Source organism: Plantibacter sp. CFBP 13570 (assembly GCF_014841395.1).
GTDB lineage: Bacteria > Actinomycetota > Actinomycetes > Actinomycetales > Microbacteriaceae > Plantibacter > Plantibacter auratus.
The window spans coordinates 23,203-38,156 of sequence record NZ_JACYTW010000038.1; the positions used below are offsets into that span (position 1 = coordinate 23,203).

Consider the following 14,954-nt stretch of genomic DNA (forward strand, 5'->3'; position numbering starts at 1 on the left):
GACCCGCCCACCGAGAGTGCAGAAGATGTCCGCCCAAGCCGCGTTTGAGAGCGTCTTGTGCGCTCTCGGTGAGCGCATCATCGCTCGCGCTCGCTCAGCCGGGCCGGATACGCTGGCGGGCGGGACGAGACGACCGCTCGACCCACGAGGGGATGCCGGATGCTGACTGACGCACTCACCATCGTCCTGGCGGTCGTGTCGGCGCTGCTCCTCGGATTCGCCGCGCGGCGGGTGCTCGACGCCCCGGTCGGATGGCCGCGCAGCATCCTCGTCGGGCTCGTCGTGTTCGTCACCGGCCCACCGTTCGTGAACTGGCTGCTGCAACAGACCGGCCTGGTCCAGCCGGGTGAGTCCGGAGATGCTCGAGCGGCCTTCGCGGCGATCGCCGTCGCCCTCCTCGCGATCGGTTGGATCTTCGCGCTCGGGCTCGGTGTCCTCGTCGCCATCGAGGTCATCATCCCGACCCGGCCGCTGATGAACCCGATCGACGTCGTCCGCTCCGCGATCAAACGACGGCGACGGACGAGGCGATACCTGCAGATCCTCACCATCGCGTCGCGGCACGGCGCAGGATGGCTCGTGCACGGCCGGTCCCGCGTCCAGCTCGAACTCACCACGAGCGAGCAGCGCGCCAACGCGATCATCGCCACGATCAACGACTCCGGCGTCACCTTCGTGAAGCTCGGACAGGTGCTCTCGACGAGACGCGACCTGGTGCCCGAGCCGTACCTCAGCGCCCTCGCGTCGCTGCAGTCCGAAGCGACCACGCTGCCCTGGCACGAGGTCCAGGTCGTCATCGAGACGGAACTCGGTGCTCCCATCGACACCGTGTTCGCGTCGATCGACTCCGAGCCGCTCGCTGCGGCGTCCGTCGCGCAGGTGCATACCGCCGAGCTGCTCGACGGCACCCCCGTGGTCGTGAAGGTCCAGCGACCGGCCGCGCGGGTGCAGGTCGAGGCCGACGCCGACATCGTCGTCCGCCTCGCCGAGCGCGCTGAGACGCACACCAAGTTCGGGCAGGACCTCCGCCTCGCTTCGGTCGCGCGCGCCTTCACCTCGACGCTGCTCGAGGAGCTCGACTACCGGATCGAAGCCCGCAACGTGGAGATGATCCGCAGCACCTTGAAGCGTCGCGAGGAGCGCGACGAGGGCGTCCGGATCACGGTGCCGCGCGTCTATCCGGCGGCCTCCGGCGCCCGCCTGCTCACCATGGACCTCGTCGACGGGTTGCCGCTCAGTCGAGCGCGGGACCGCATCGCGACCATCCCCAAGGAGGAACGCGAGACCCTCGCCACCGGCCTCATGGAGGTCGTGCTCGAACAGATCCTCGTGCACGGCGTCTTCCACGCCGACCTCCACCCGGGCAACGTCATCCTCCGCGAGGACGGATCGCTCGGGCTGATCGACTTCGGGGCCGTCGGCGTCATCGAGCGCAGCCAGCGGCAGCGGCTCACCGCGGTGATGCTCGCGACCGTCAGCGAGGACGACATCGCGGCGACCGACGCCCTCCTCCTCATCGTCGACCTGCCTGAGGAGGCCGACCTCGACGCCCTGCGCCACGACGTGGGCATCGTCATCACCACCGAGCGTCACCGCCCGGGTGGCGACGGCTCGATCTTCAGCCGGCTCCTCGACGTCATCCGGCAGCACCACATCGCGCTCCCCGGCGACCTCGCCGCCGCGTTCCGGAGCTTCGCGACCCTCGAAGGGTGCCTCAAGGCGCTCGACCCCGACTTCGACATGTTCGAACAGGCCCTCCCGATGGTCCCGCGCCTCCTCCGCCGCTCGCAGTCCATCCGGCAAACGGCGGTCACCCTGCAGGCGCAGGCCGCCGTCACCGCCGCGTTGGCCCGTAACCTCCCGCGTCGACTCGACTCGCTGCTGTCCGGACTCGAGGACGGGACGGTCGGCGTGACGCTGAAGGGCTTCGCCGACGAACCGGCGAAGGGACTCGTGGAGGGCGTGACCGCTGAGATCGTCGGAACCCTGATCTCGATCGCCGCCCTCGTGATCGCCGTGGTCCTCGTCGTCACCGGTGCCGGCCCGGTCCTCCCCGGCGGCCTGCGGGTGTTCGATCTCATCGCGGCGTTCATCGGGTTCCTCGGCTTCCTGGGGCTGCTGCGCGTCCTGCGACAGACCGTCGTCCGTCGGGGTCGGTGACCGGAGCACCCCGCTGTTCACCTGACGGCACTACCGTGATCGGGTGAGCGATCCCCGACTGCAGCGACGCCTGGGCACGAGCGCCGCGGTGTTCATCGGCCTGGGCTCGATGATGGGCGCCGGCGTCTTCGCGGTGTTCCAGCCGGCGGCGGAGGTCGCCGGCGCAGGACTCCTCATCGGGCTCGTCATCGCCGCGGTCGTCGCCTGCTGCAACGCGATGTCCTCCGCGCAGCTCGCCGCGCAACTCCCCTCGGCCGGCGGCACCTACCTCTACGGCCGCGAACTCATCGGGCCGTGGTGGGGCTTCGCCGCCGGATGGAGCTTCGTGGTGGGCAAGACCGCGAGCGCCGCAGCCATGGCGGTCGCCTTCGCAGCGTATGCGGCACCGGCCGAGTGGAGTCGCCCGGTCGCCGCGCTCGCGGTCGCCCTCGTGGTCGTGACCAACTGCCTCGGGGTCACCCGCACCGCGACCGCGACCCGGATGATCGTGGTGGCCGTCCTCCTGGTCCTCGCCGTGGTCGTCGGTTCAGGCGTCGTCGGGCCGGACGCCGGTTCGACGGGGGTCGCGTCGCTCGGGTTCGACGCCGGCCCGCTCGCCGTGCTGCAGTCCGCGGGGTTGCTGTTCTTCGCCTTCGCCGGGTACGCGCGGATCGCGACCCTGGGCGAGGAGGTCCGCGATCCGGCCAAGACGATCCCGCGCGCCATCGGGATCGCGTTCGCCGTCGCCGTGGTCGTCTACGCGGCCGTCGCGGTCGTGTCGCTGCTCACGCTCGGCGCGGACGGCCTCGCAGCCAGTGCACGACCCCTGGCCGCGGTGGTGGAGGCGAACGGCTGGCAGTGGGCTGCGACACTGGTGCGGCTCGGCGCGGCGGCGGCCTGTCTGGGGGCGCTCCTCGCCGTGTTCGCGGGCATCGGACGCACCGCCTTCGCGATGGCGAGGACCGGCGACCTGCCACGAGCGCTCGACGCGGTGCACCCGCGGTTCGCGACCCCCTACCGCGCGGAACTGCTCGTCGGCGCGGTCGTCATCGTGCTCGTCCTGCTCGTCGACCTCCGGAGCGCGATCGGGTTCTCCTCGTTCGGCGTGCTGCTCTACTACGTGGTCGCCAACGTCGCGGCGTTCCGCCAGACGCGCGAGCACCGACGGTACCCGCGCGCGGTCAGTGTGTTCGGCGCCGTCGGTTGCGTCGTCCTCATGTTCACGCTGCCGCCGACGTCGGTCATCGTGGGCACGGTGGTCGTGCTCCTCGGGTTCGCCGGGCGGGCGGTGCTGGCACCTCGACGAGCTCGGTGACCGGCCCCCGGTCCCTGAGCTTGTCGAAGGGCCGACCGGCTACAGCTGCGCGGAGAGGCGGAAGATGTTCTCGACGGCCAGTTCGGCGGCGATCGCGTCGCCGGCCTCGACCGCCTCGCGGAGTGCCGGGTAGCCCTGCTCCTTGGCAGCCCAGTCGGTGTTCTCCTCGGTGCGCGTCGCGGAGGACCGGTAGGTGAGGCCGTCGATGATGTCCTTCGTCGCAGCGACGAGCGTGGCGTTCGGGCACGCGGCGATGAACGCGTCGAAGAGCTCCCAGCTGAGTCGCCCGTGCTCGGCGATGTCGCGCTGCTCGACGACCACGATCACCTGGTTGATCGAGCGGACGAGCGCCTTCTTCTGCGTCGCGCCGAGGCCGGGGACGGTGACGCGGACGACACCGCCGAGCATCGCACCCAGCGTCTGCATGACCTCGGTGCGCTGGGCCGGGTCGGGCAGGGCGACGCGGGTGTACCGCTGTGCGGCCATCTCGATGAGGCCGACGCGGGCGAGGTCGTTGAGGGCCTCGCGGATCGGCGTGCGGGAGATCCCGAGCCAGGACTGGAGTTCGCCGTCGTTGAGGTGCTCACCGGGCTCGAGGGTGCCGTCGAAGATGGCCGTGCGGATGCGTTCGACCGCGACCTCGCGGAGTGAACGACGCTCGACGGGCGGGTTGGCTGAGGGCACGGGCATGCGGGATCTCCTTCGTCGGCGAATGCTATGCCATCAGCGTACCGAATATCAGCGGATCCACCCGGGGTTGACGCGAGATCCCACGACACCTGACGGGCTGGGTCACCGCTCGGACCTCACCGGGTCGCCCTCGATCGGCGGCTAGTCCTGCGGGATGAGCGGGATGATGTCACGGCTCGGCGGCACGACCTCGCCGCTCTTGCTGCCGCCGATGACCTTGCCCTCTGTGCGGTCGTAGACGAGGTCGAACTCGGTCTCATCAGTGCGCACCCAGGCGCCGATCCAGCCCGTCGCCGTCTCACCGGCGGGCGTCGCCTGCAGGAGCGAGTAGCCGGCCGCGGCCATCGGCGCCTTCAGCTCCTCGGGCGTTCCGAGACCGAGCGTCACATAGTCGAGGTTGACGGCTCGGGTGGTGACGGAGACCCGGTAGGGGAAAACACTGCCGCCGTACTCGTCGCCGGCTTCGAGCCGGACCTGGACGAGCATCGGGCGCAGGCCGTCGGTGGTGCCGGCAGGCGCCGGGAAGTCGTCGACGATCGCGAGGGCGGTCACCTTCGTACCGTCGACGTCGTCGGTGAGTGTGTGCTCCTGGAGCGGCGTGCTCGGCGGCTGCGACACCGACGGCGTCGGCGGAGCGGAGGCGCGGTCAGCGTCCGACGAGGAGCCGGTGGAGCAACCGGTGAGGGCGAGGGCGGCGACCGTGAGAGCCGCGGCCAGGGTCGTTCGACGAGAACTCATGCGCATGCCTCAATCCTGTCAGAACGGGGTGGAGCGACCCGATGGGCAGCGCGGACCTTGACAGATCTCGACGATACGGTTTTCAGACCTCGGCGACGGCCGTACGCGCGTGTCGGGATGGAGCGTGTTCCCGAGCATCGAAGGACGCGCGGCATGATCGAGAACGGAATGGAGCGTGGCGTCGTCGAGGGGTTCGAACGGCTCGACGCGCTGCTCGGCCACTGAGTCGCGGACCTGCCGGGCGAATCGGCGGAGACCCGTCAGACAGCGCCACCGAAGTAGACCTCGACCTCCCGGACGGTGCCGTCGACGACGCGAGTCGCCTCCAGGTTGCGGTACGTCTTCCCTTGCACGACATACTCGTAGCGGCGGAGGACGATGCCGTCGGTCTCGACGATCTGGAGCGTCACCCCCGGGGTGTCGAAATGGTCGGCGCTCGGGAAGCAGCGCTCGAGCCAGGTCGTTCGGTCGAGGTGGTCGTCCTGCGGGCTCGTGAAGACGAAATCCGCATGCATCAGCGCCTCGGCGGCAGGCCGATCCTGCTCGCGGAACGCCCGCATGAACGTCAGAACCGTGTCGATCGCCGATGAACGCATGCGGTGATCCTACGCGCGGGCCTGGCGCTGCGGTGTCGCGGCCGGTCCCTGAGCTTGTCGAGGGGCCCACAAGGGACCTCCCGGACCGCGCCGCGACAACCGCGGTGACCCGTTCCCTGAGCCTGTCGAAGGGCCCACGGGCAACCTTCCCCGCCGCACCTCGACCGCCGAGGACACTCGTTCCCTGAGCCTGTCGAAGGGCCCACGAGCGACCTTCCCCACCAGAGGCGGACTCCGCGACCGCGTCACCGTCGGTCCTTGAGCCTGTCGAAGGGCACCCCGAGGGACCTGCCGGACCGCTCCTCGACAACCGTGGAGACCCGTTCCCTGAGCCTGTCGAAGGGCCCACGGGCAGCCTCCCCCGCCGCACATCGACCGCCGAGGACACCCGCTCCCTGAGCCTGTCGAAGGGCCCACGAGCAAACATCAACTGTCGGATAAATACCCAGATCAGCGGATGATTCGTTGGCCGTTCGAATGTCAGTGGTCCGTGTTTGGATGGATCCATGACCAGCACCGCACCGAACCCGCTCGCCGCCGCCGCGGCCGGGTTCGATGTCGTCTGGCAGGGCGCGCTCGACGCGATCCGCCCCGGCGCAGGTGTCGCGGAGCAGCTCGAGAACATGAACGACGAGGCGATCCTCCGTCTCCTCGACGAACTCGGCGCCGTGCAGCACGCGGTCGAGGTCCTCGCCGCCCGCGTCGTCGGCGCGATCGCCCTCCGACCTTCGCCTACTGGCCGCGACGGCACGCTCGTGCGGGCCGCCGGTTACGCGAACCCGGGCGTCATGGTGTCCGAGCGGTGGCGGGTGGCACGCGCCCGAGGCGCCGCGATCGCGGAGGTCGGTGCCGCGATCACGCAGCCTCGCGGGCTGCTCGGCGAGCTGGAGGAATGCCCGTTCCCGGCGGTCGCTGCGGCAGTCGAACCGACCCAGGATCTCGACGCCACAACCGAACTAACCGCCGATCCGCTCTCCGCCACGGCGGAAGATGACCCACGTGGCCTGAGCCTGCTCGGCACACCACGGGCACCCCTGAGCGTCGACGGGGCCGCGGTCATCGTCCGGGAGCTCCGCAACGCGGGCCGCATCTGCAGCAGAGGCGAGCTCGAGGCGGCGTCGGTCATCGCGATCGAGCACGCCGGACACACACCCCTGCAAGACGTCACCCGCATCGCGAAACTCGTCCGCACCCGCCTCGACCAAGACGGCCGCGAACCCCGCGACGAACTCCTCCGCCGAGCGGAACGCTGCACCATCCACGAACTCCCCACCGGCATGACCCTCCTCCGCGCCGAACTCGCCCCAGAAAGCGCCGCCTTCATCCGCGCCGGCCTCGACGCCCTGATCACCGCAAGCATCCGCAAACCCCGCTTCATCGACCCCGAGCAGCCGTCCGACACCGACGCCCCAGACGGGTCCGGTCACCCCATGCCCGCCACCACGCTCATCCCCATCGACCGACGCCGCGCCATCGCCCTCACCGAGACCTTCCGCCACCTGGCCGGCTGCAGCAGCGCCGCCACCGAACTCACCCCCGTCACCGTCATCATCCGCACCGACCACGACACCCTCGAAACCGGTCTCGGCACCACCACCATCGACGGCATCGACGAACCCATCGGCCCCGGCGCCCTCCGCCGCCTCGCCGCCGACGCCAACCTCATCCCCGCAGTGCTCCGCGGACCATCCCAGGTCCTCGACCTCGGCACCAGCACCCGACTGTTCTCCCGCGCCCAGAAACTCGCCCTCGCCGAACGCGACGGCGGCTGCGCCTGGACCGGCTGCACCCACCCACCATCCTTCACCGAAGCCCACCACATCACCTGGTGGTCCCGAGGCGGACCCACCAACCTCGACAACGGCATCCTCCTCTGCCCCTTCCACCACCACCGCATCCACGACGACCACTGGACCATCCGCGTCCAAAACGGTGTCCCCTGGTTCATCCCACCCAGCCACATCGACCGACACCAAACCCCCATCCGAGGCGGACGCATCCACCTCGCCGCCTGAACCCGGGGCACCCGTCTGCCTCCGCACCCGCTGCCCTTCGACAAGCTCAGGGACCGACACGGGAACCACCCTGCCCGGCAAGCCCGGCAGTCGGGTACCCGGTCCCTGAGCCTGTCGAAGGGCCTACGAACAACCGACCCACCCGCCCTTCGACAAGCTCAGGGTCGGAAACGGGGAGCCAGCACACCCCCACACGCTCAGGGAACGACGCCCTACTCGACAACCCGGCCACCCCGGTCCCTGAGCCTGTCGACGAGCACACGAACAGCCGTCATACCTGCCCTTCGACAAGCTCAGGGACCGAGACGGGACACCATGACGTCTCGACACGCCCGCCAGCCGAACGCAGGCTTCGCATCCGGGGCGCCGTTCCCTGAGCCTGTCGAAGGGCCCACGAACAACCTCCCCACCTGCCCTTCGACAAGCTCAGGGACCGAAACGGGAACCGCCCTGCCTCGGACACGCTCAGCGACCGACGCCGTCCTCGACAACCCGGCCATCCCGGTCCCTGAGCCTGTCGAAGGGCCCACGAGCGACCACCCGCCCTTCGACAAGCTCAGGGACCGGGGACACTGACTCAGGAACCCTGGACACCTGCTCAGGGGGCCAAGAACTCCGGCTCAGGCACCGGGCTGCTGCCTCGGGGGCGGGGCGCCGGGCCGAGGAACGGGATCGAGCTCAGCTCAGGCGCTCGGGGCCGCCGTCGACTCCCGCACGATGAGCTGCGGCACCGAACGCACCACGCCGACGGAGTCCGCATCGCTCAGCACCTCGAGCAGCGTCGACATGATCGTCCGCCCGAGCTCCGGGAAGTCCTGCCGCATCGTCGTCAGCGGCGGCGCGAAGTGCTCAGCCTCCGGGATGTCATCGAACCCGACGACGCTCACGTCGTCCGGCACCCGCAGGCCCCGCTCCGACAGCGCGTGGATCACGCCGAGCGCCATCTGGTCGTTCGCCGCGAACACGGCCGTGAACAGCCCACCGCCCCGTCCACCGGACCGCCCGTCGTCATCGTCTCCGACCCCGAGGTCCGCCACGAGCTCCCGCCCGAGCCGGAACCCGCTCGCCGGCGTCCAGTCGCCCACCAGCGGTTCGCGGGCGACGAGCCCGTGCTCGGACAGCGCATCACGCCACCCCCGCACCCGCTCCAACGCGTCCACCGAATCCGCCGGCCCCGCGAGATGGGCGATGCGGCGATGCCCCAACCCGACGAGGTGGTCGACGAGGATCCGCGCCCCCTGGTACTGGTCGATGGAGACACGGTGGAACCCGTCCCGGTGAGTCGACTCGACCGCGACGAGGGGCACCCCCAGCTCGATCCCGCGCACCGCGTCGAGCGCCCCACGATGCGCGGCGATGAGCACGATCGCCTCGACGTTCTGCCGCAGCAGCAACTCGACGGCCTGCCGCAGCGACGCCGGATCCGACTCCAGCATGCTCGCCATGCTCACGGCATACCGGGCGTCCCGTGCGGCCTCATTGAAGCCGAGCGCCGTACTCGACGGCCCGTAGTCCGGCCCACCGGTCGTGATGAGGCCGATCGTTCGTGAACGGCGGGTGACGAGCGACCGTGCGGCCTGCGAGGGCGTGTACCGCAACTGCGTGATCGCCTGCTCGACCCGCTGCCTCGTCGCCGGTCGCACGTTCGGCAGATCGTTGAGCACCCGGGACACGGTCTGATGCGAGACCCCGGCGAGGCGCGCCACATCGAAGATGGTCGCGACCCGTGCCCGCCCGTCGTCGTTACCCACCAGTGCTGCCGGCTCCCACCTGACGAGGTCCGCACGCCTCTCCCCGAGAAGCGTATCCGTCCGTTCACGGCACGGCTGCGCTCTCCGCGCCACCTCCAGCGGTTCGGCAGGTAGCCCGCATGGGCACCGCTCCCCATCGCCGGTGGACAGCCGACCTCGGTACCGTGATGGACGAGCCACCGGTCGCGCGGGCGCCGCGTGTTCAGCTGCGCGTCGCGACCGACACCCGAACAGGAGCACACATGATCATCTGGACCCGTTGGGGCATCGTCGTCTTCCTGATCTTCGGGCTCTCCGTCGGCGCCGGCTTCCTCATCAAGGCGATCGTCTCACCCGACGGCGGATCGGCGCAGTCCGGGGTGTTCGTCGGCATCGGATTCCTGCTCGGCGCCGTCGCCTGCTGGGCCTTCGGGAAGTTCGCGCTGGCGAAGCTGGACGCACCGCGGCCGGTCGTCGTCTGGCAGCAGCTCGCGCAGCCGTACGTCAACGAGCACGGCATCACCGTCAAGCAGGAGGCCGTGCCCGTGCGCCACCCGCAGACCGGCGAGCAGCTCTACAGCCGCCCGAGCTCCACACTCTTCTTCATCCCCGTCCGCTTCTGGGCGTACGTCATCGCCGCGCTGGGCGTCGTCACGATCGTCGTGAACGTGGTGCGCGGCTGACACTCAGCCCTGGCGACCCTTCCACCGCGGGTTCTGCTTGTTGATGACGAACACCCGGCCACGGCGGCGGACGATCTGGGACCCCGGCTTGTCCTTGAGCGACTTGAGTGAAGCGCGGACCTTCATGGCGACCTCCTGGTGATCACGATGCGTGCTACCTTGTTGAGAACGATTCTCAACAGAACGCACTGTAGCACCCATCGACCAGGAGAACCCGCCGTGACCACGCCTCACGTGCCGCTGACCGTGACGCTCGTCCTCGGCACCTGTCCGCCGGAGCGTCGCACCGTGGCCCGACAGATCGCCGGACGATCCGCGGCGCTCGTCACGATCGAACGGCAGGACGACGCCGAGAGCGCCCACCCTGACATCGACGACGCGATCGACGCCGTCGCGCGACACCCGCTCGCTCCCCGGCACCTCGTCCTCGATTGCGGGAGCACGGTCCGCCCGGTCGACGCAGTCTCCGCCGTCCTCGGGCACCGCGACACGGCCGTCCTGGACGCCGTCGTGACCGTCGTCGACGCAGCCCATCTGCTGCACGACCTCCAGGACGACGAGTACGTCACCCACGACGAGGACGGCGACACGGCGTACACCGCACGGTCGATGATCACCGTGGAGCAGCTCGAGTACGCGGACACCATCGCCGTCGCAGGCCGACGCGGCGTCACACACGAGCGACTCGCGGTGCTCCTCGCGCTCCTCAGCCACCTGAACCCGACGGCGCTGACGCGGATGGTCGAGCCGGTCGCGGCCCGACCGCGCGCCACACCCGGCACTCCGGCGACTGCGAGCACCCGTGAGCCGCTCGCCCGCTACCGCGACTCCCCGTTCGAACTGGACCGCTTCAGCACCTCCCCCGGGTGGATCGCGATGCTGAACGGCGAGCACCGGCCGTGGGTGGATCACGACCGCGTGACCACCCTGCGGTTCGACAGCCCCCGGCCGATGCACCCGGAACGGCTCCTCGCATGCTTCGACGGACCGATCGAGGCGGGGCGGTTCGGCCAGGTCATCCGTACGGCGGGGTTCCTCGTCCTCGCGACGCGCGCCTCCCGCGTCGGCGTCCTGCAGCACGTCGGCTCGATGATCGATCTGGAACCCACGTCGTTCGAGACGAACGACCCCGGCGCACCGCTCGGTCAGGAGCTCGTCGTCACCGGGATCGACCTCGACGAGGTCGCCATCTCCGCCGCCCTGCACGCTTGCACCCTGACGGACGAGGAACTCCTCGCCGGGCCGGTGGCGTGGGCGCACTACCCGGACGCCTTCACGCCATGGAGCACCACCCGCGAGCGCTGAGCGGCCGGCCCGTCAACTGCCTGAAACGGCTCGGATCCCGGTCGATTTCGTGCAGGTCCGGGCGACTCAGTGGATCCGCGCGCTCACCCACTCCTCGCGGACAAACCGCACGAACTGCTCGACGGCGGGAGACACCGCCCGGGCACGGCTGGTGGCGACACCGATCACCCGGACCGCCTCGTCGTCGAGCGGGACGAGCACGACGCCCTCCATGCTCGTGGAATCGGGGAGAACGGCGATCCCGACCCCTGCGCGCACGAGACCACGGAGCGTCGACAGCTCGGACACCTCCATCGCCACCCGGGGCACGACGCCGTGCCTCGCGAAGTACGCGTCCGCGATCTGCCGGAGCCCCGAGTCCGTCGTCATCGCGAGGAACTCCGTCTGCTCGAGGTCGGACGCCGCCAACGACGTCCGATCGGCGAACGCATGCCCGACCGGCACACCCAGCGCGAGCCGCTCGGAGGTGAGCGGACGCCACTCGATGTCCGGATCACGCGGTTCCGGGCTGAGGAAGGCGACGTCGGCCGAGCCGGAGCGGAGCGCGTCCAACACACTGTCGGCCTTCCCGCCGTCGAGGACGAACCGGATGTCCGGCAGCAGCTGGCGGTACTCACTCACGATGCGCGGGATGAGCCAGCCACCGAGGGACGAGACGTAGGCGATGGACACGAGGCCCGCCGAGGGGTCGCGGAGCTCGTCGATCCGCGACTGCGCATTGTCGAGCTCGGTCTGCGCCCGGAGCGCGTGCACGAGGAGGATCTCACCGTAGCGGTTGAGTTCGAGCCGGCTGCGGTGGCGGTCGAACAACTCGACCCCGGCGTCCGCCTCGAGCCGACCGATCGCCCTCGTGAGCGTCGACTGGGAGATACCGAGCGCCTCAGCGGCGTACGGGACGTGACCGTCTTCGGCGAGCGCCCGAAGGTACGCGAGTTCGTCGATCCTCATGCCCTCATGATGCCGCACCGGCGAGCCCGACTGGGGCGGCACCTCGACAAGCTCGGTGACCGGGGCGCGCTCGGTGACCGGATGAGGCTCGGCGACCGGGCGCGCTAGCGTGGTGCAGTGATCCGCAGACCGCGACCGAGCCAGGCGGCGACCGGCGCCCTCCTCGTCCTGGCCGGACTCGTCTGTCAGGAGCTCGGCGCGTCGATCGCGGTCACGCTGTTCCCGCAGGTCGGTCCGATCGGCATGGTGACGCTGCGGCTCGTGTTCGCCGCGCTTATCCTGCTGGCCGTGGCCCGCCCGGCCCTCCGCGGACACCCGAGGAGCGCCTGGGGGTCGGCGGTCGGCTTCGGGCTCGTCCTCGCCGCGATGAACGTCTGCTTCTACCTGGCGCTGGACCGCATCCCGCTCGGCCCGGCGGTGACCCTCGAGATCCTCGGCCCGCTGGCACTCAGCGTCATCGCGGGTCGTCGATGGACGAGCGCGCTCTGGGCGGGCGTCGCCCTCGTCGGCGTCCTCCTCCTCGGCGGGGTGCTCCTCCACAGCGGACCGACGGCCGCACTCGACCCGATCGGCGTCGTCCTCGCACTCGCCGCCGGCGCCCTCTGGATCGGTTACATCCTGCTGTCGGCGCGGACGGGGTCGGAGTTCCCCGGCCTGAACGGTCTGGCGATCGCCGCCGCCATCGGCGCGCTCGTGACCATCCCACTCGCCGCGACGACCGCGGGCATCGCCCTGTTCGATCCCGTCATCCTCCTGCTCGGCCTGGGCGTCGCCGCGCTCTCGTCGGCCGTGCCGTACGCGCTGGAGTTCGTCGCCCTCAGACGCCTCAGCGCCGCGACCTTCTCGATCCTGCTCGCATCCGCGCCGGCCATCGCCGCGATCGCTGGACTCCTCGTGCTCGGTCAGCAGCTCACGACACCGCAGTGGCTCGGCATCGCCTGCGTGGTCGGTGCCGGGATCGGCGCCGTGCTCTCAGCCAGGCGGGGTCGCGCACCCGAGGTGCAGCCGAGCATCGCGCCGAGCTGATCGTCGGGTCAGGACGCGGCGAAGCGGGCGTGCACGCGGGAGGACACCGTGATGTCCTCCGGCTTCAGGTCGAGCGCGGTGTCGCCGGCAGGAGCCGCGGCCCCGCGCATCATCGGTGCTGCGGCCTGGCTCGACGGCGAGCGAGTGTCGTCGCCCAGCATGCCGGGTTCCGCCAGGGCGACCGGCCGCACAGCGCCGAGCCCGAGACTCGTGGCGTAGGCGGTCGCGCGGCCCACCGCGTCGCGGACGGCGTTGTGCTGGGCCTCGGCCGTGATGCGGTGCTTCGTCACCTCGGTGAGCGCCCACGTGACACCGGTCACCGTGACGCCGTCCTGGGTCGCGATCTCCTCGGCCCAGCGGGCCAGCGCCTGCAGGTCGGCGAACTTCACCTCGAGCGCGACCGTCGCGTGGTGCACGAGCGGCAACTGCTTCCCGTCCTTGTTCCACGGCCGCTCACTCCACACCCGCAGCCGATCGGCCGACCACCAGGTCACGGCCGACTGCGCGCGGAGCTGCTCCGCCGCCTGACTGAGCGCACGGTGCAGCGCGGTGGTGTGGGAGACGACGGGCTCACGTTCCGGCCCCTGGAACCCCGCCGAGATGAGGACGGTCCCACGCTCAGCCGGGTGGTGGTAGTCGAAGCGGCCCTCGACGGTGATGATCGTTTCGCTCATACCCGGCACTCTATCCCGCGACGGCGGCTACGCTCTGGACCATGACGGACGGCGGAACCTGGGCGGATCGACGACGTGGACGGCAGCGGGACGCACACGGTCCTGCGGGACGCGGGCTGCCGCCCGGCGACGTCGAGACGGTCGCGAAGTACCTCAAGGAGCGCGTCTACGCGACCTTCACCGGCCTCGCGATCGTCCTCGTGCTGGCGGCGAACGTGGAGCACCACGACGCGCCGGATGCGCTCTTCTCGCTCGTCATCGGCGTGGTCGGCATCACCCTCGCCGGCCTGGTCGCCGAGATGATCGCGCACCTCGCCGCCCACGGGGCGTTCCCCGACGAGCGGGGGTGGCACTCCATGCTCCGGATCGCGTGGGGCTCGCTCCTCACCGTCGCGACACCCACCATTTTGCTCATGCTCGCCGTGTTCGACGTCATGGAACTCGAGACCTCCCTCCGCGTGTCCGCGATCGTCTACCTCGTCACCCTCGGGCTCAGCGGGTGGGTCGCCGTCCGGCGCGCGCGGCTGTCCGTCTGGCAACAGCTCATCGCCCTCGCGGCCCTCGTGCTCCTGGGTGTCCTCGTCATCGGCGTGCAGGTCCTGGCCCACGGCTGAATCGCCGATGCGAGCTCGGACCCCGTCGGAAATGCCCGAGCGGTCGACGACGTTGCAGAGCACGTGAGCACTCCGGAGACCGTCGACGTCGTCGTGATCGGCGCGGGTCAGGCGGGACTGTCGGCCGCGTACCACCTGCATCGGCGCGGTTTCGTCCCACTGGGCACCACCGATGGCGCGACCGCAGCACGCACCTTCGTCGTCCTCGACGCGAACGATGCCCCGGGCGGCGCCTGGCAGCACCGATGGCGGTCGCTCACCATGTCGACCGTCAACGGGGTCTACGACCTGCCCGGCATGCCGAAGCCCGAGCTCGATCCCGCCTCCCCGAGTGTCGACGTCATCCCGCCGTACTTCGCGGCGTTCGAGGAGCGTTTCGGCCTCGCGGTCCGCCGCCCGGTGCAGGTCCGCGCCGTCCGCCGCGAGGACGACGACCCGCGCGGTCGGCTCCTCGTCGAGACCGCGGCGGGCACCGGCTCCC

15 protein-coding genes are annotated in these 14,954 nt (G+C 70.5%); 8 read left to right on the forward strand and 7 right to left on the reverse strand.

The features are described 5' to 3' along the window. The first annotated feature begins 159 nt into the window (after positions 1 to 159). Together IFT89_RS13160 and IFT89_RS13165 are read left to right on the forward strand one after the other, a co-directional pair. Positions 160 to 2,160: an ABC1 kinase family protein gene (locus IFT89_RS13160; protein WP_137244259.1), complete on the forward strand. Its 2,001-nt coding sequence runs from the start codon at positions 160 to 162 to the stop codon at positions 2,158 to 2,160. 43 nt (positions 2,161 to 2,203) lie between these two features. Beyond that, positions 2,204 to 3,454 carry an APC family permease gene (locus tag IFT89_RS13165; protein ID WP_202939178.1) on the forward strand — a complete coding sequence of 417 codons (1,251 nt, stop codon included), beginning with the start codon at positions 2,204 to 2,206 and terminating at the stop codon, positions 3,452 to 3,454. A gap of 39 nt (positions 3,455 to 3,493) precedes the next feature. On the opposite strand, the gene IFT89_RS13170 is transcribed toward IFT89_RS13165, so the two are convergent. The 3 genes from IFT89_RS13170 to IFT89_RS13180 form a co-directional block, all read right to left on the reverse strand. Next, positions 3,494 to 4,144 (reverse strand): GntR family transcriptional regulator, encoded by a 651-nt coding sequence (locus IFT89_RS13170; RefSeq protein WP_124767670.1) that lies wholly within the window; start codon positions 4,142 to 4,144, stop codon positions 3,494 to 3,496. Positions 4,145 to 4,285: 141 nt separating this feature from the next. Further along, positions 4,286 to 4,882, reverse strand: a complete 597-nt coding sequence (locus IFT89_RS13175) for a hypothetical protein (protein WP_194644864.1) — start codon at positions 4,880 to 4,882, stop codon at positions 4,286 to 4,288. Between the two features lie 260 nt (positions 4,883 to 5,142). Then, a complete protein-coding gene (locus tag IFT89_RS13180) occupies positions 5,143 to 5,478 on the reverse strand; it encodes a DUF4440 domain-containing protein (RefSeq protein ID WP_202939179.1) in 336 nt (111 codons plus the stop codon). A gap of 506 nt (positions 5,479 to 5,984) precedes the next feature. Between IFT89_RS13180 and IFT89_RS13185 the strand changes: the two genes are divergently transcribed. Beyond that, on the forward strand, positions 5,985 to 7,493 hold the full coding sequence (locus IFT89_RS13185) for an HNH endonuclease signature motif containing protein (RefSeq protein ID WP_202939180.1): 1,509 nt from the start codon (positions 5,985 to 5,987) through the stop codon (positions 7,491 to 7,493). A 683-nt stretch (positions 7,494 to 8,176) separates the two neighbouring features. On the opposite strand, the gene IFT89_RS13190 is transcribed toward IFT89_RS13185, so the two are convergent. Continuing rightward, complete coding sequence (locus IFT89_RS13190; RefSeq protein WP_307783508.1) at positions 8,177 to 9,244, reverse strand: LacI family DNA-binding transcriptional regulator; 1,068 nt, start codon at positions 9,242 to 9,244, stop codon at positions 8,177 to 8,179. A 242-nt stretch (positions 9,245 to 9,486) separates the two neighbouring features. Between IFT89_RS13190 and IFT89_RS13195 the strand changes: the two genes are divergently transcribed. Continuing rightward, on the forward strand, positions 9,487 to 9,906 hold the full coding sequence (locus tag IFT89_RS13195) for a hypothetical protein (RefSeq protein WP_064294781.1): 420 nt from the start codon (positions 9,487 to 9,489) through the stop codon (positions 9,904 to 9,906). A gap of 3 nt (positions 9,907 to 9,909) precedes the next feature. Here IFT89_RS13195 and ykgO read toward each other — a convergent pair whose 3' ends face one another. Continuing rightward, positions 9,910 to 10,032: a type B 50S ribosomal protein L36 gene (gene ykgO, locus IFT89_RS13200; RefSeq protein WP_079707423.1), complete on the reverse strand. Its 123-nt coding sequence runs from the start codon at positions 10,030 to 10,032 to the stop codon at positions 9,910 to 9,912. A 93-nt stretch (positions 10,033 to 10,125) separates the two neighbouring features. Here ykgO and IFT89_RS20810 point away from each other — a divergent pair, with 93 nt between their 5' ends. Further along, a complete protein-coding gene (locus IFT89_RS20810) occupies positions 10,126 to 11,211 on the forward strand; it encodes a GTP-binding protein (protein WP_202939181.1) in 1,086 nt (361 codons plus the stop codon). Between the two features lie 66 nt (positions 11,212 to 11,277). Here IFT89_RS20810 and IFT89_RS13210 read toward each other — a convergent pair whose 3' ends face one another. Next, the gene (locus IFT89_RS13210) at positions 11,278 to 12,159 is read right to left on the reverse strand and encodes a LysR family transcriptional regulator (protein ID WP_192019763.1); all 882 of its coding nucleotides are present in this window, start codon (positions 12,157 to 12,159) and stop codon (positions 11,278 to 11,280) included. Positions 12,160 to 12,276: 117 nt separating this feature from the next. Here IFT89_RS13210 and IFT89_RS13215 point away from each other — a divergent pair, with 117 nt between their 5' ends. Continuing rightward, positions 12,277 to 13,185, forward strand: coding sequence for an EamA family transporter (locus IFT89_RS13215; RefSeq protein WP_307783509.1), 909 nt, complete (start codon positions 12,277 to 12,279; stop codon positions 13,183 to 13,185). 8 nt (positions 13,186 to 13,193) lie between these two features. On the opposite strand, the gene IFT89_RS13220 is transcribed toward IFT89_RS13215, so the two are convergent. Further along, positions 13,194 to 13,859 carry an SIMPL domain-containing protein gene (locus tag IFT89_RS13220; protein ID WP_202939182.1) on the reverse strand — a complete coding sequence of 222 codons (666 nt, stop codon included), beginning with the start codon at positions 13,857 to 13,859 and terminating at the stop codon, positions 13,194 to 13,196. A gap of 41 nt (positions 13,860 to 13,900) precedes the next feature. On the opposite strand from IFT89_RS13220, the gene IFT89_RS13225 reads away from it, so the two are divergent. Next, entirely contained in the window at positions 13,901 to 14,473 is a 573-nt protein-coding gene (locus IFT89_RS13225) for a hypothetical protein (RefSeq protein ID WP_202939183.1), read from the forward strand. A gap of 63 nt (positions 14,474 to 14,536) precedes the next feature. Beyond that, on the forward strand, positions 14,537 to 14,954 hold a 418-nt coding region (locus tag IFT89_RS13230; RefSeq protein ID WP_202939184.1), incomplete at its 3' end, for an FAD-binding protein.